Here is a 15,150-nt window from a genome sequence, read left to right as displayed (position 1 = left end):
GGGGCGCACATGAATTTCGAACACAGCGCAGAACGGCGCATGCTCGGCGACAGCTTGAACCGCTTTATCGCCCAGCACTACAACCTGGAAAAACGCCAGCAGAGCCTGCAGTCAGGCCAGGGTTTCAACTCCGGGATCTGGCAGCAGCTGGCAGAGATGGGGGTGATCGGCGCCCTGTTCAGCGAAGCCGACGGTGGCTACGGCGGCGGTGGCTTCGACCTGGCCCTGGTCTTCGAGGCCGTGGGCCGCGGGCTGCTGGTGGAACCGCTGCTGGGCAGCGCGGTGCTGGCCGGGGACGCCATCGCCAGCGCCGGTAGCGAAACGCAGAAGATCGAGCTGGCGCAGATCATCGACGGCAGCCTGATCGCCGCCCTGGCCCATGACGAACCCGACAGCCACTACGAACTCAACCGGGTCGCCTGCCGCGCCGAACCCCAGGCCGGGGGCTGGTGCCTGGATGGCACCAAGAGCCTGGTGCTGCACGGCGAGCAGGCCGGGTTGCTGGTGGTGTCGGCCCGCACCGCCGGAGCCATTGACGACAGCCAGGGCATTTCGCTGTTCCTGGTGCCCAGGGACACCCCGGGCCTGGAGATCCGCAGCAGCGCCACCCTCGATGGCGGCCCCGTGGCGCAGGTGCGCCTGAACCAGCTGCTTGTGCCGGGCTCTGCCCTGCTGGGCACCTTGCACCAGGGCCATGCCACCCTGGAGCGGGCCATTGGCCGCGGCGTGCTGGCGTTGTGCGCCGAAGCCCTGGGCGCCATGGAAGTGGCCAAAGTGGCCACCCTGGATTACCTGCGCACCCGCCAGCAGTTCGGCCGCCCGATCGGCAGTTTCCAGGCACTGCAACATCGCATGGCGGTGCTGCTGCTGGAGATCGAACAAGCGCGCTCGGCGGTGATCAATGCCGCCTCGGCCCTGGAGGCCGATCGCCTGGACCGCGAGCGCGCGCTGTCAGCGGCCAAGGTCAGCATCGGCCGCATCGGCACCCTGGTGGCGCAAGAATGCATCCAGTTGCACGGCGGCATCGGCATGACCTGGGAGCTGCCCCTGGCCCATTACGCCAAGCGGCTGGTGATGATCGACCATCAGTTGGGGGACGAGGATCACCACCTGCAACGCTACATCGCCCTCGGCAAGCAATAGGCCCCATGAATCGCGGCCCGGGCGGCCACCTGGGCCTGTCGCAAGGGCAGCAGGTGTCGCCGCCTTCCTTGCCCGGTGCGCAGCGCGCTGCCCGACGCTGCGCTCAATCCCCCCTGCTGAACCCAAGCCAAGCCTGGCGCCGCATCAGCGCGGCGCCAGGCAAGGGCGTGGCCGAGGTCGACAACCGCTACCTGGAGGTCATGGAGAACCTGGCCTACCGCGGCCACGCCCTGAGCCTCATCCACAAGATCTGGTAGATCGCGAAAACGACGCTGCCGGCCATTGCCGGCAGCCTCCCCTTCCCACTTGCGCGTTACAGCAATCGGGTGCGCAGCTCCTGGCAGGCCTGCTGATACTCCCTGCCCAGGCGCGCCACCAAGTCTCCGGCGCTCGGTACGCCGTCAACCACGCCAATCCCCTGGCCGCAGCCCCAAATCTCCTTCCAGGCCTTGGGCTTGTGCCTGTCTGCGCCGAAGTTCATCTGCGAGGGATCGCTGCTGGGCAGGTCATCGGGGTCCAGCCCCGCAGCCACCAGCGAGGCCTTCAGGTAATTGCCGTGCACCCCGGTGATCAGGTTGGTGTAGACGATATCCTCGGCCGCCGACTGGCTGATCATCTGCTTGTAGCCCGTCACCGCGTTGGCCTCCTGGGTGGCGATAAAGGCCGAGCCGATGTAGGCCAGGTCCGCCCCCAGGGCCTGGGCCGCGAGGATCGAACGCCCCGAGGCAATGGCCCCGGAAAGCAGCAGCGGGCCATCGAACCATTGGCGGATTTCCTGCACCAGGGCAAACGGCGACTGGGTGCCCGCATGCCCTCCGGCGCCGGCCGCCACGGCAATCAGGCCGTCGGCGCCCTTGTCGATGGCCTTGCGCGCGAAACGGTTGTTGATCACGTCGTGCAGCACGATGCCGCCGTAGCTGTGCACCGCCTGGTTGATCTCGGGGCGCGCGCCCAGGGAGGTGATGATGATCGGCACCTTGTGCTGCACGCAGACCGCCATGTCCTGCTCCAGCCGGTCATTGGAGCGGTGGACGATCTGGTTCACCGCAAACGGCGCGGCGGGCCGCTGCGGGTGCAGCCGGTCGTGCTCGGCCAGGGCCTGGGTGATCTGCTCGATCCACTCCCCCAGGCGCTCGGCCGGCCGTGCGTTCAACGCCGGAAAGGAACCGACGATCCCGGCCTTGCACTGGGCGATCACCAGCTCGGGAGTGGAAATGATGAACAGCGGCGCGGCCACCACTGGCAGGCGCAAATGCTGGGTGAAAATCTTCGGCAGGCTCATGTTCGGGCTCCTGGGCAATCCAATGGGTAGTTCATGATTCGGCGACGACCGCAGCGACCTTGGGCACCCGGGCGATGCGCGCGGTCACCAGTACCAGCCCGCCCGCCAGCAGGTACATGACAATCCCCAGGTACATGCTCGACACATGGCCGCCGGTATGGCTGTTGATCACCCCGTTGAGCCAGGGTGTGACCGCCGGGCCGAGGTTGCCCAGGCTGCTGATGAAGGCAATGCCCCCGGCGGTGGCCGCCACCGACAGGTACTCGCTGACCAGGGCGAAGAAGATCGGCGTGCCGGCCTTGATCCCCACGTACGCAAAACCCAGGGCCGTAACCGACAGCAGCAGGTGGCCGTTGAGCAAGGTGGTGACCGCCAGGCCGAACACCGCGATGGCCATGCAGCCGACGAAGTGCCAGCGCCGCTCCCGGTGCTTGTCGGAGTGCTGCCCGATCAGCACCATGCCGACGATCCCGACGATATTGGGGATCGCGGTGATCAGCCCGACCTGCAACAGGTCCTTGCTGCCCCAGCCCTGGATCAGGCTCGGCATCCAGAACACCAGCATGTAGGTGGCGCCCAGGAACATGAAATAGGCCGTGGACAGCAGGTAGATCCTGGGGTCGCGAAACATCTGCGCCAGGCTGTCCTGGGATTTGTCCCGGGCGTTCGCCAGATCCCGGGCCATGTCGGCGTCCAGCAGGCGCTGTTCCCCGGGGCTGAGCCAGCGGGCCCGGGCCGGGCTGTCCTGCAGATAGAAAAAAGCCACCACCCCCAGGACACTGGCCGGCAGCCCCTGGATCATGAACATCCATTGCCAGCCGTGCAGGCCGACCGTGCCATCCAGGTACTTGAGGATGCTGCCCGAGACCGGCCCGGCAATCAGCCCGGCGACCGCGGCGGCGGTCATGAAGATGGCGATCACCTGCCCCCGGCGCGGCGCCGGGAACCAGTAGGTGAAATACAGGATCACCCCGGGGAAGAACCCGGCCTCGAAGGCCCCCAAAAGAAAACGCAGAACGTAGAACTGCATCGGGGTGCTGACGAACATCATCGCCGCGGCCACCAGGCCCCAGCAGAACATGATCCGCAACAGGGTCTTGCGCACGCCGCTGCGCTTGAGCATCAGGTTGCTGGGCACTTCGAAGATGAAGTAGCCGATGAAGAAGATCCCCGCCCCCAGGCCATACACCGCATCGCCGAACGGCAGGGTCTGCTTCATCTGCAACTGGGCGTAGCCGATGTTCACCCGGTCCAGAAAGGCCACCATGTAGCACAGCATCAACAGCGGCAGCAGGCGCCAGCGGATCCTGGCGTACAGCGTGTCGAGCTGCCGGGCATGCTCGGGTGAGGCGTGGGGATCCTGGACCGTTATTGTTGTTGTAGTCATTGTCGTCTCCGACGCAGTCGCGGGTTGGCCCGCCTGGGAAATCACTCTTCAGCTATGGGTCGCCTCGCGATCCTGGAGCACGCGCCACATCACCTTGCCGGAGCCGGACTTGGGCAGGCTGTCGACGAACTCCAGCACCCGCGGCACCTTGTAGGCGGCCATGTGCTCGCGCGCCCAGGCGATGATCTCTTCGCTGGCGGTGTGGCCCCGGGCCTCGCTGCGCAGCACCACCAGGGCCTTGACGCTTTCCCCGCGGTAGGCGTCCCGGGTGGCGATGACACAGGCTTCGTGCACCGCCGGGTGCTTGAACAGCAGCGCCTCCACTTCCGCCGGCCAGACCTTGAAGCCGCTGCTGTTGATCATTCGCTTGAGGCGGTCGGTGAGAAAGAAATAGCCCTCCTCATCCATGTGCCCCAGATCGCCGGTACGCAGGAAACGCTTGCCCTCGAACTCGACGAACGCCGCCTCGGTAGCTTCAGGGTTGCGCCAGTAGCCTTTGAACAGCATCGGGCCAAAGGTGATGATTTCCCCCACCTCGCCGGGTGCAAGTTCCTCCAGGGTGCGCGGGTCCACGACCCGTGAATCGACGCCAAAGAACGGCATGCCCAGGCATTGCAGCTTGGCCCGCTCAGGGGGGTTGCCATGGCTGGCGGCGGCGGTTTCGGTGAGGCCGTAGCCTTCGAGAAAAGTCAGGCCGAACTCCTGGCGCAGGCGCTGCGCCACCGCCTCGGGCATCGCCGCCCCGCCACCGTTGATATGCACCAGGCTCGACAGTTCGAAGTCCTGGTAATGGGGGCTGGCGAACAGGTCGATGACCATGGTCGGGATGCAGGTCCAGTGGGTCACCCGGTACCGCGAGATCAGCCGCCCGGCCAGTTCCCGATCCCAGCGCGGCATGATCACCGTACTGGTGGCGTCGAACACCGCCCGCAGGACAAAGCACACCAGGCCGGTGATGTGGAAGAACGGCACGACCCCAAGGCCCACCGACTCCACGGTGGATTGGGTCCAGCTACCGCTGACCGCGTTGCTCATCAGGCTGCGATGGGTGTGCATGCAGCCCTTGGGATGGCCGGTGGTGCCCGAGGTGTATTGCAGCAGCGCCAGGTCATCGGCCTGGGCAGTGTGCGGGCCGGGGCAACGTGCCTGGGCCAGGGCCTGGTTCCAGCGCTGGTAGCCTTCGGGCAGCGCTGGCTCGCTGCGCAGCCAGGCATCGATCTCGGCGCTGGCGACCTCCGCCGGGTGCATGTCCGCCGATGCCGGCATGGCATCGCTGTAGCGGGTCACCAAGACCCGGTGCAGTCGCTGCTCGGGTTCGAGGCTGGCATTCGCCGCCTGGGCGATGGGCGCCAGGTCCGCGGCGCAGATCAGTACCCGCGCCTGGGCATCGCCGAGCTGGTAGCTCAGCTCTTGCACCTTGTTCATCGGGTTGATCGGCACCAGCACCGCATTGGCCCGCAGGATGGCGTAGCAGGCGATGATGAATTGCGGGCAGTTCTGCAGGTACAGCGCCACCCGGTCACCGGGCTCGACCCCTTCGCCCTGCAACCAGCCGGCCAGCGCCAGGGCCTCGGCCTGCAACTGGGCAAAGCTCAGCGTGTGGCCGAAAAACCGGTAGGCGACCTTGTCCGGGTAACGCCGGGCCGCCACCTCCAGGTTGAACCAGAGCGAGGTGGCCGGCACCGACAAGGCCAGGGGCAGGCGCTTGGGCCAGACACGGTGATGGGGGCGCTGGGTACGAGCGGTGGACATGGAAGACTCCTTCAAGCCCGGGAATGATCGAGGGAACAGCCATGGACAGCGTCATCCGGTGCCGGCTGGCCAGCCAGGCCGCACGTTGATGGGCCACCGCCCCGGATCGATCCTGCCCCATGCGAGGCGTGATTTTCAACCACTTATATTCCGCTGTGCGAAATAACATTCCATATTGACCAGTAGAATATTCGCTGACATCCTGCATTTCAACGAACTATCTGCCCTGCGAAACACAATCAGAACAATCACTGCTGCCTGGCCACGGGGAACACCTGCCCTCCAGGAAACCCGACCGGGACTGACCCAAGAGCCATCGCCCATGAGTGCCGTACCCGAAGTTTCGATGCTGCAAGGCCTGTTCAGCGGATTCGCGGCCCATCTCGGGTTGAACCTGCGGGAATACCAGCAGGCGCAAACCGTCATCGCGGTCACCGTCCAACCTCATCACCTCAACCAGGCCGGCAATCTGCACGGCGGTGTCATCGCCTCCCTGGCCGACACCGCCATGGGCATGAGCGGCACCTGGCATGCCGACCCCGCCCAGTGGCGGCTGGCCCTGACCCTGTCCCTGAACATCAACTACATGGCCGCGATCCCACCGGCCACCGAGGTCCGGGCCGTGGCCCGCCTGCGCGGCGGCGGGGCCAAGATCTTCATGGCCAGCTGCGACCTGCTGGATGCCCAGGACCGCCTGCTGGCCAGCGCCGAAGGGGTGTTCAAGCGCGGCCGCCTGCGCGCGGCAGCCACTGAGGTTATGGCGTGCCCTTGATTGGCCGGTGATGGCGTCAGGAACGGAATCGGGTTTCGTCAGGGAATCGCAGATTTCAATTGCGGCGGTTCCGGGATAACATTTTTCCTTTGTTTCCACGAATCCGCTGCGTGGTCAACCGGCATTGCGCCCGGCACCAGCCCCTACCGGAAGACCCCATGCAAGACCCGAACGACTCCCCGGAACAAGCGCCCAAAGACCGTAAGTTCGTCGAAGCCCTGGCCCGAGGCCTGGAGGTCCTGCGGGCCTTTACCCACGGTCACGCGGTACGCGGCAACCAGGACATCGCGCGCATCACCGGCCTGCCCAAGCCCACGGTGTCGCGCCTGACCTACACCCTGACGCAGCTGGGCTACCTCAAGTACAACCAGGACCTGGAGAAGTACCAGCTGGATTCAGCGGTACTGGCCCTGGGCTACGCCTACTCCGCCAGCCTGCGGGTGCGCCAGCTGGGCAAGCCGTTCATGGACGAGTTCTCGCGCCGCACCAACACCACCGTCAGCCTGACTTGCCGCGATCGCCTGTCGATGATCCACGTCGACAGCAGCCGCCCGCCGGAAGTCGCCAGCCTGCGCATGGAGCCTGGGCTGCGCCTGCCCCTGGCCACCAGCGCCGCCGGGCGCGCCTACCTGGCCGCCACGCCGAAAATCGAGCGTGACCACCTGTTGGGGGAAGTGGCGAAAAAACTCGGGGATGAATGGCCTGCCCTGGAAAAATCCCTGGAAGACTCCTTCCGTGAATACGAAGAGTTCGGCTTCTGCCTGTCACTGGGCGAGTGGGACCGCAACGTCAACGGTGCCGGCGTGCCACTGCGCCTGGCCGACGGCAGCATCATGGCCCTGACCTGCGGCGCCCCGAGCTTCCAGCTGTCCAGCGAAAAACTCGAAAGCTCCCTGGCCCACCAACTGGTGATGCTGGCGCGGGACCTGGAAAGCCTGGGCGTCTGAGGCAGGCCATAAAAAAACCCTGATCCGCGATGGATGCAGGTTTTTTTCATCAAAAGCGTCAAGACAGGGAGCCCCCCTGAGCTCCGGAAAACCGACGGCGTCCTGACGCACGACCTTCTGTCGATGCAGAAGTTACGGGTACACACTGTGTTGGCAAGGTGTATCCGCAGTCTGCAAGCTCTCGTATCAGCCGTCAGCAGCAACGGCTGACTGCCGCCAGCCGCCAGAAAAGAGAACAGGATAAAGAACGCCACGCCGCTTTCTCGTACAGAGAAAGCGGCGTTATTCCTTGAACAGGGCGGGGCCTGTTGGTCGATAACAGCGTTGAAGCTGCAGATGCCAGGGAAGTCGGGGATGGGTCTGACGCTCCTGGAACCTGCACATACTCGGTACTAGCGGGGACTCCTAATCAGTTGCCCGCCACGCTCTTGATGTTGCCGTAGGAGGAAGACAGACGTATTTCTCCCCCGTCGACCCCCGCCAAACCACCAAGGACCGCATAGCTACCACCACTTACGTGGCTGCTGGTGATGGAGTTGACGACCCGGGATTGGTTTTCTCCAACCAGGCCACCCACCTTGCTACGCACGCCGCCATAGACGCTCCCTTTGGCCGATGCAGTATCGATGAGACCACTGGCATGAGTACCCACCAGACCGCCGACAGCACTGTTACACTCGCCCCGGACGCTTCCGCTGGCCGAGACCGAGCGCAGATCACCCGCGTTGTAGCCGACCAGACCGCCAACATGGCTGTTGGAGCCGCCGTATACATCGCCTTGTGCCTCGGCGTATTGGGTAATACCGCCAGTGTTGTGCCCAATGAGTCCGCCAACATGGGTGGAATCCACGGCAGCTAACATGCCCGAGGCTTCGGCACCGCTGATTTCACTGTCCACGTTCTTGCCGACCAGGCCGCCGACGTTAAAGCTCTTTTGTCCATAGTTCTCACCGCTGGCCTTGACGTTGTGCAGAACGCTGTTCTGATTGAGCCCCACCAGCCCCCCAGAGGTGTTCAGCACTAGACCAATCACCAATCCGCTGGCTGACGAGTCAGTGATCCGGCTGGAGTTGTTGAAACCAACCAACCCCCCCACGTTGTTGCCAGCGCCCCCAAATACCATGCCCGAGGCGTGGGAGCCCACTATGGTGCCGTCCTGGTTGATACCCACCAGGCCACCCAGGTTCCGGTAGGCGTAGTCACGACTGCCACCCAACCCAATCTCTCCCGAACTTGAAGAGTCAGTGATCGAGCCGCTCTGGTTGATACCCACCAACCCGCCTATACCCACCAGAGCATGGCTGTTCATGGTGCCCCTGACATCGACACCGGCGCTGCTCTGGATCACTGAGCCCGTGTTCAGGCCCACCAGGCCACCGGCTGCCGAAGTTAAGGTGTTGCCAAGCACCACACCGGTGACTGAGGCAGTATCGATGGAGCCACCGGCGTTGCTGCCCACCAGGCCGCCGACCAGGTTGTCCTGCCGGCCCTTGGCATTCACCCGCAGTTTGCTGGCACTGACGTTGGCGATTTTCCCGCTGTTGCGCCCCACCAGGCCACCGACGGCACTGCTACCGGTGGTGGACGTGGCGCCGTTGATGGTCATCGAGGCCAGCTTGAGGTTGCCGATGCTGCCGGACGAACTGGCGAACAGCCCGCCGTCGGTGCCGTTGCTGTTGACCGTCAAACCGCTGAGGGTGTTACCCAGGCCCTCGAAGACGCCGCTGAAGGTTTGCTGCCCACCGATGGAGGTCAGGCGTGCACTGCTGTCGATGGAGTTGCCCAGCACGTAGCGGCCCGCCAGATCCTGGTCGATCGCCTGCAACTGCGTGGCGTTTTGAATCACGCTGTAAGCTTCGCCGTTGGCATCGAAGCGGGCGCCGTTGCCGGACAGGGTGACGCCGCCATTCTGGCCCAGCGCAAAGTTGCCGCCATGGTTCAGCCCGAGGCTGCTGTTGCTGCCGCTCAGCGTCAGCTGACGATTGAGCTTGATGTCCCCCTGGGCGTTGAGTTCCACCCGGGCATTGGCGCCACCGGCAAACAGGCTGTCATCCAGGCGGATGTCCTTGGCCGAAGAGAGGGTCAACTGGTTGCCACTGAACCAGAAGAGCCCGTTTTCCACCGCCACGTCGCCCTTGCCACTGGCCAGTTCGATATGAGTGGTTGCCAGGTTGCGCGACAAGGTGTCGGCATGGGCAGTGTTGCTCTTGGCGGTGAGGAAGGAGCCCACCTTGACTTCGTTGCTGGCGATCTTCCAGGTGCCCGTCTGGCCATCCCTGGCCTGGGTGTCGACCTTGGTCGTCAGTTGCACCCGAGTGTTGGCGCCCCGGGTCTCGATCACCCCGCCATCGCCCTTGCCGTCCAGCGCACTGGCGCGCAGCGAGCCATCAACGCTGACCACGCCCACGTCGCCGCCATCCAGGGTAATGCGCCCGGCCTTCTGCGACAGGGTGTTGGCTTCGACGGTGCCCTGGTTGTTGACCACCGTCTGCAGCACGGAGCCCGCGCTCTTGGCGGTCATCAGCACCTGCCCGCCATCGGCCTTGAGCAGGCCGGTGCCGGTGTTGTGCACCAGCGCGTCGAGCGCTGCGCTGTCGACATGCAGGTCCAGCAGTTGGTTGTCATCGAAGCTGACGGTGAAGCCATCGCCTGCGGCCAACGCCACACGGCCGTTCTGCGCCTTGATGGTGCCCTGGTTGGTCACCCTGGCCCCGAGCAGCGCCACGCCACCGCCGTCAGCGGCAGTGATGGAGCCCTGGTTGACCACCTCGGCTGCCGAGGTGCCGGCGAACTTGTAGTTGCCGGCCTTGAAATCGGCATCGCTGATATCCCGGGTCGAAGCCACCAGACCACCGACATTCACCTGAGCGCCCTGGCCGAACACCACGCCGTTGGGGTTGATCAGGAACACCCGGCCATTGGCATTGATCTGCCCGTGAATCTGGCTGCCATTGACACCCACGACCCGGTTCAGGGCGATCGAAGTGCTGGTGGGCTGGTTGAAGGTCACCGACTGACCGTTCTGCACGTTGAAATCCTTCCACTGAGTGACCAGCTTGTCCGTCTGCTGATTGATGGACATGTGCTGGCCCTGGGTATGGAAATCGGCACTGCCGGACACCACCTCCCCTCCCGTGGGCAAGGCAAACGCCGAAGGCAACCCGGTCAATGCCAACAGACTGGCAACTGCCACCACCAGGCCCTTGCCGGAGCCGGCACGCCGACGCCGGGCGCCTTCGTGAGTGACGTTCCAGCAGCCCTGGGCCTGGTTCCATACCAATGCATAGATCTTGTTCATGAAAACTCCATATCGATTTATCTACGTACTGCAAACCTTTGCAGCACGGCACTGCCGCTGAAGTGCGCGCTAGGCCTTCAAACTGGACGACGGTGTTGGGTAGAACTTGCCCACGGACGGCCCGGCTCAATGAGCGGTCGCGATCATGGGAAGGTAAAAGTGAACTCTGCAGCCCCGTTGGCAGCCCCTCCGGCGTGAACCTCCTGGTCATTGCCGATGCGGATGTAGCTGGCTCGCAGGGGAATGCTTGCGCCATCGCCGATGCGCTGCATCTCGTAGCTCTGGCCGCTGTACTCGATGCGCTCCGAGGTCAGCCCATTGGTCATGACAATGCCGAACCCGCGGGTGGTGGAATCGATCAGGCCCAGCACGCCCTTGACCGCAGAGCCCCCTGACTTGTCGATAAAGCTGATGCGAGGCCGGGCCTGCATCGAACAGCGGCTCAACCCGATGCTGAAGGGAACCTCGGGCGAGGTGGCATTGACCTGGGGAAAGTCCGCCAGGGAGAAGCGCCCCAGGCGCACGCCGATCTCCTTGTAGGCTTCCACCACACAGGTCTTGGGCAGCTCGATGTCCATGTTGAAGTCCAGGCCGCCCATGACCAGGCTCTTGCGGCAGCTGTAGGTCAGCGGCGGGCTGAGCTTGCCCAATTGGGATCCCAGGGTTGATTCGTTTTTTTCCAGGTCGTACGCATACAACTGCAGGTAGGACGAGCCTGTTACCTGGGTCACTTTGAGAGTGCCCGTGGGCAACTGATCCGGCGGTACGGTCAGGATCAGCGATTGAATAATCTGGGTGACCATGGTCTGAGCGGGTAAACCGCTCTCGTAGATCAGGTCATCATTTTTTTCCAGGACAATGGGAGAAGTGACCTGGGTCACCCGTATTCTCTCCCGCCCTTGCGGAACTACGTCCAGTCGCAGGCCAATGCCGGCGACATCGGTAGGCGCGGCGTCATCGGTCTGCGGCGTACCGGGGCTCCAATGTCCGGCGGTCACCAGCTCCCGCGGTTTCCCGGAGATCGCCAGGTTGAAACTGGTATGCAAGGTCACCGTACGCTCCCACAACACGGTTCCCACCGGGGTATTGGTGTTCAACGGGTTGACCAGCCTCCAGGGAGAACCGGCCTTGCTGCTGAGGTTGCAGTCCCTGGCATAACCGTTCAACGAGGCCGCTTGCGCCTCTGCGCCGCCCCAGCCGCAAAGCACCCCTGCGAGCATGACGCCATGAACCCACAGGGGCAGCGGTCTGCAATCGGCTACAAGCCTCAGCCATTGGCGAATCATCTGTCTTTCTCCCTGTCTGCGCCTTGGTGATACCGCCCATGACAAGGGCAGCGTTCTGCACAAACGAGATGGATTACCCAACAGTGGCCGGCTGCTCGCGGCCACCCTTAAAAAAGATCATCAAGGAACGAGACAAGCAGGTACCCGCCAGCAGCCGGAACCCGGTGCGCCAGGCGCACCGGGGGCAACTGCCATTCCTCGGATCAGTGGTTGTGGATCATCAGTTGCGAATGTCGCCCTGGTTCAGGCCGACCGCGGGTACCTGAGTCGCCAGGCCCAGCGCCGTGTTGTAGCGCATGTCGCCGTAGTTGACCCCGACCAGGCCGCCGTAGGTCTGGGCGTAGTTCGACACGAACTTGACGTTGCCGTAGGCCACGGAGTTGCGCAGATCGCCCATGTTCAAGCCGACCAGGCCACCCAGGCGGGCATAGGTGCCGCCGCTCACCTGACCATTGGCCAGGGAGTTGGTGATGAACGAATTGTTCTGGCCGACCAGGCCACCCACCGAACTCTGGCTACCGCCCACCACATTGCCTTTGGCCGAGGCACTGTTGATCCGGTGATCGACAAAGTCGCCGTTGGTCCCCACCAGCCCGCCGACAAAGCTGTTGGCGCCGCCGCTGACGTCACCGCTGGCCTCGGCCGAACTCAGGTCACCGTCGTTGTAGCCCACCAGGCCGCCGACGTAGCTGAGGTTGCCGCCGCTGACCTTGCCACGGGCCACGACATATTCGGTGTTGCCACCAAAGTTGTGCCCGATCAGGCCACCGATGTTGCCGCTGGCTCCGCCGACCACATCACCTGTCACTTCAGCCGTGTGAATCCGACTGTTGTCGTTCTTGCCCACCAGCCCGCCGACGTTGGCACCGGTCGAATCGCTGACCTTGCCTGTGGCCTTGACGTTATTGAGCTCGCTGTTCTGGTTCCAGCCCACCAGGCCACCGGCAGCCACGGAGCCCGCACCGACCACCGCGCCACTGGCGCTGGAGTCGACGATAGCGCCGTTGTTGTTGAAGCCCACCAGGCCGCCGATACGGCTGGCGGTGTACCCCCAGACGCCGACCGAGGAGCTGGCGCGTTCGATCCTGCCACCCTGGTTGTAACCCACCAGGCCACCCAGGTTCGGGTCCTGGACGTAACGGTTGAACCCGGTACCGACGGTGCCAGCACTCGAAGAGTCGCTAATCAGGCCGCCCTTGTTGACGCCTACCAGGCCGCCCATGCCGCCATTGGTGGTGACCTGCATGGTGCCCAGCACCCGCACGTCGGTGGTGCTGTTGGTAATGGTGCCGAGGCCAGTCGAAGCGACGTTGTTTTCCCCCGCCAGCCCACCGACGGCGGAGGTGTTGGCATTACCGGTCACCGTACCGGCCATCGAGCCACGATCGATGGTGCCGCCGGCGTTGACACCGACCAGGCCGCCGACAATGTTGTTCTGGTTGCTGTTGGCGAAGACGTTGAGGTTGGTGCCACTGACGTTTTCGATGCGGCCGGTGTTTACGCCGACCAGACCACCGATTTTGCCGAAGCCTGCGTTGGAGGTGGCACCGTAGATGTTCATCGACGCCAGCTTGAGGTTGCTGATGGTGCCGGACGAGCGGCCGAACAGACCGCCGTAAGGGCCGTCGGTATTGACCGTGAAACCACTGATGGTATTGCCCAGGCCGTCGAAGACCCCGTTGAACTCTCGGCTGCCACCAATGGACTTGATGCTGCCGGTGCCCTTGATGTCGTTGCCCAGCACATACAGGCCGTCGAGGCTGGTACCGATCGCCTGCAATTGCGCGGCGTTCTGGATCACCTTGTACAGGTCGCCATTGGCGTCGAACCAGGCGCCACTGCCGGACAGGGTGACCTGGCCCTTCGGCCCCAGGGCGTAGCTGTTGCCGTAGTCCAGGCCCAGGCTGCTGTTGACCCCGGTCAGCGCTACTGCACCATTGATCTTGATGTCCCGATTGGCATTGAGTTCGATACGGGCGCCCGCACCGCTGCTCTTGAGGTTCTTGTTGAGGCTGATGTCCTGGGCCGAGGCCACGCTCAATTGATTGCCGCTGGCCCAGGCGATATCACCATCGATCGACACGTTGCCGGCCTTGCTGTTCAACTCGATGTTGGTGGTAGCCAGGTTGTGCGACAGGGTATCGGCATACACCGTGGTTTCACCGGGCGTGGAGGTCGGATTGACCGTGACGTCCGAAGAGCTGATCTTCCAGGTCCCGGCCCGGCCATTGTTGGCCAGGGTGTTGACCCGGGCGGCCAGTTGCACCTTGGTGGTGGCGCCCTTGGTTTCCACCACGCCGCCATCGCCGATGGCAGTCAGTGCGTTGGCGCTCAGCGAGCCGCCGACGTTGACCACGCCGACGTCACCGCCGTCCAGGGTGATCTTGCCGGCCTTGCGCGACAGGGTGTTGGCTTCGATGGCGCCCTGGTTGTTGACCACGGTCTGCAGCATCGAGCCTGCGCTCTTGGCGGTCATCAATACCTGCCCGCCGTCGGCCTTGAGCAGCCCGCCGTTGCTGACCAGCGCATCGATCGCCGCGGCATCGACTTTCAGGTCCAGCAGGTTGTTGCTGTCGAAGCTGACGGTGAACTCGTTGCCGCCACCCAGGGCCACGCTGCCCTTCTGCGCCTTGATGTCACCTTCGTTGCGCACAGTCTTGCCGATCAGCGCCACGCCGCCGCCATCGGTGGCGGTAATCATGCCGTTGTTGACGACTTCAGCCTGCGAGGTCCCGGCGAATTTGTAGTTGCCGGCGGTGAAGTTGGCATCGGTGATGTTCTGGGTCGAGGCCACCAGGCCACCGACGTTGACCTGGGCGTTGTTGCCGAATACCACCCCGTTGGGGTTGATCAGGAACACCTGGCCGTTGGCATTGATCTGCCCCTGGATGTTACTGCCATTGACGCCAATCACCCGGTTCAGGGCCACCGAGGTCTTGGTCGGCTGGCTGAAGGTCACCGTCTGGCCACGGTTCACGCTGAAGTCGTTCCAGTTGGTGATCAGCTTGTCAGTGTGCTGGTTGATCGACATCTGCTTGCCATTGTCGAACGTCAGGATGTCCGCCGTGCCGGAGACCACCGTGCCTCCCGTCGGCAACGCGAAGGCCACAGGCAGAACACCAATGCCCAGCAGCCCGGCCACCATCACCACCAGGCCCTTGCGTGTTCCGGAGCGGCGACGACGGCGTGCGCCCTCGTCGGTCACACTCCAGCAGCCCTGGGCCTGATTCCACACCAATGCATAAACCTTATTCACGTTGACTCCTTATCTACTTATTAACGC

The 15,150-nt window shown here is 64.0% G+C and carries 10 protein-coding genes; 4 read left to right on the top strand and 6 right to left on the bottom strand.

Annotated elements, in window-relative coordinates; all coding sequences use genetic code 11:
- Window positions 1–9: 9 nt before the first annotated feature.
- Both BM382_RS15815 and BM382_RS15810 read left to right on the top strand, forming a co-directional pair.
- Window positions 10–1,143, top strand: a complete 1,134-nt coding sequence (locus BM382_RS15815; RefSeq protein WP_011059814.1) for an acyl-CoA dehydrogenase family protein — start codon at window positions 10–12, stop codon at window positions 1,141–1,143.
- Window positions 1,144–1,148: 5 nt separating this feature from the next.
- On the top strand, window positions 1,149–1,400 hold the full coding sequence (locus BM382_RS15810; protein ID WP_011059813.1) for a hypothetical protein: 252 nt from the start codon (window positions 1,149–1,151) through the stop codon (window positions 1,398–1,400).
- A gap of 56 nt (window positions 1,401–1,456) precedes the next feature.
- Here BM382_RS15810 and BM382_RS15805 read toward each other — a convergent pair whose 3' ends face one another.
- Genes BM382_RS15805 through BM382_RS15795 form a run of 3 tightly spaced genes read right to left on the bottom strand, consistent with a single transcriptional unit; the run spans window position 1,457 to window position 5,564 of the window.
- Complete coding sequence (locus BM382_RS15805) at window positions 1,457–2,425, bottom strand: NAD(P)H-dependent flavin oxidoreductase (RefSeq protein WP_011059812.1); 969 nt, start codon at window positions 2,423–2,425, stop codon at window positions 1,457–1,459.
- A gap of 31 nt (window positions 2,426–2,456) precedes the next feature.
- Complete coding sequence (locus tag BM382_RS15800; RefSeq protein WP_011059811.1) at window positions 2,457–3,812, bottom strand: MFS transporter; 1,356 nt, start codon at window positions 3,810–3,812, stop codon at window positions 2,457–2,459.
- Between the two features lie 48 nt (window positions 3,813–3,860).
- On the bottom strand, window positions 3,861–5,564 hold the full coding sequence (locus BM382_RS15795) for a long-chain fatty acid--CoA ligase (RefSeq protein WP_011059810.1): 1,704 nt from the start codon (window positions 5,562–5,564) through the stop codon (window positions 3,861–3,863).
- 322 nt (window positions 5,565–5,886) lie between these two features.
- Here BM382_RS15795 and BM382_RS15790 point away from each other — a divergent pair, with 322 nt between their 5' ends.
- Both BM382_RS15790 and BM382_RS15785 read left to right on the top strand, forming a co-directional pair.
- Window positions 5,887–6,336 carry a PaaI family thioesterase gene (locus BM382_RS15790; protein ID WP_019093300.1) on the top strand — a complete coding sequence of 150 codons (450 nt, stop codon included), beginning with the start codon at window positions 5,887–5,889 and terminating at the stop codon, window positions 6,334–6,336.
- 158 nt (window positions 6,337–6,494) lie between these two features.
- Complete coding sequence (locus tag BM382_RS15785) at window positions 6,495–7,283, top strand: IclR family transcriptional regulator (protein WP_015634531.1); 789 nt, start codon at window positions 6,495–6,497, stop codon at window positions 7,281–7,283.
- Between the two features lie 409 nt (window positions 7,284–7,692).
- Here the strand turns inward: BM382_RS15785 and BM382_RS15780 are convergent, their stop codons facing one another.
- From BM382_RS15780 to BM382_RS15770, 3 genes are all read right to left on the bottom strand, one after another.
- Window positions 7,693–10,581, bottom strand: coding sequence for a two-partner secretion domain-containing protein (locus BM382_RS15780; protein ID WP_072443268.1), 2,889 nt, complete (start codon window positions 10,579–10,581; stop codon window positions 7,693–7,695).
- Between the two features lie 143 nt (window positions 10,582–10,724).
- Window positions 10,725–11,867: a fimbrial protein gene (locus tag BM382_RS15775; protein ID WP_011059806.1), complete on the bottom strand. Its 1,143-nt coding sequence runs from the start codon at window positions 11,865–11,867 to the stop codon at window positions 10,725–10,727.
- Window positions 11,868–12,087: 220 nt separating this feature from the next.
- Window positions 12,088–15,123, bottom strand: a complete 3,036-nt coding sequence (locus BM382_RS15770; RefSeq protein WP_011059805.1) for a two-partner secretion domain-containing protein — start codon at window positions 15,121–15,123, stop codon at window positions 12,088–12,090.
- Window positions 15,124–15,150: the final 27 nt, after the last annotated feature.

Origin of the sequence: Pseudomonas sp. NFPP25, from assembly GCF_900116505.1 — a bacterium.
GTDB lineage: Bacteria > Pseudomonadota > Gammaproteobacteria > Pseudomonadales > Pseudomonadaceae > Aquipseudomonas > Aquipseudomonas protegens.
This window is presented reverse-complemented; position numbering and strand designations above follow the sequence as displayed.

Coding starts and splice junctions, on each gene's coding strand:
- BM382_RS15800 (WP_011059811.1), bottom strand. CDS start 3,812: ATGACTACAACAACAATAACGGTCCAGGATCCCCACGCCTCACCCGAG.
- BM382_RS15775 (WP_011059806.1), bottom strand. CDS start 11,867: ATGATTCGCCAATGGCTGAGGCTTGTAGCCGATTGCAGACCGCTGCCC.
- BM382_RS15785 (WP_015634531.1), top strand. CDS start 6,495: ATGCAAGACCCGAACGACTCCCCGGAACAAGCGCCCAAAGACCGTAAG.
- BM382_RS15780 (WP_072443268.1), bottom strand. CDS start 10,581: ATGAACAAGATCTATGCATTGGTATGGAACCAGGCCCAGGGCTGCTGG.
- BM382_RS15815 (WP_011059814.1), top strand. CDS start 10: ATGAATTTCGAACACAGCGCAGAACGGCGCATGCTCGGCGACAGCTTG.
- BM382_RS15790 (WP_019093300.1), top strand. CDS start 5,887: ATGAGTGCCGTACCCGAAGTTTCGATGCTGCAAGGCCTGTTCAGCGGA.
- BM382_RS15795 (WP_011059810.1), bottom strand. CDS start 5,564: ATGTCCACCGCTCGTACCCAGCGCCCCCATCACCGTGTCTGGCCCAAG.
- BM382_RS15805 (WP_011059812.1), bottom strand. CDS start 2,425: ATGAGCCTGCCGAAGATTTTCACCCAGCATTTGCGCCTGCCAGTGGTG.
- BM382_RS15810 (WP_011059813.1), top strand. CDS start 1,149: ATGAATCGCGGCCCGGGCGGCCACCTGGGCCTGTCGCAAGGGCAGCAG.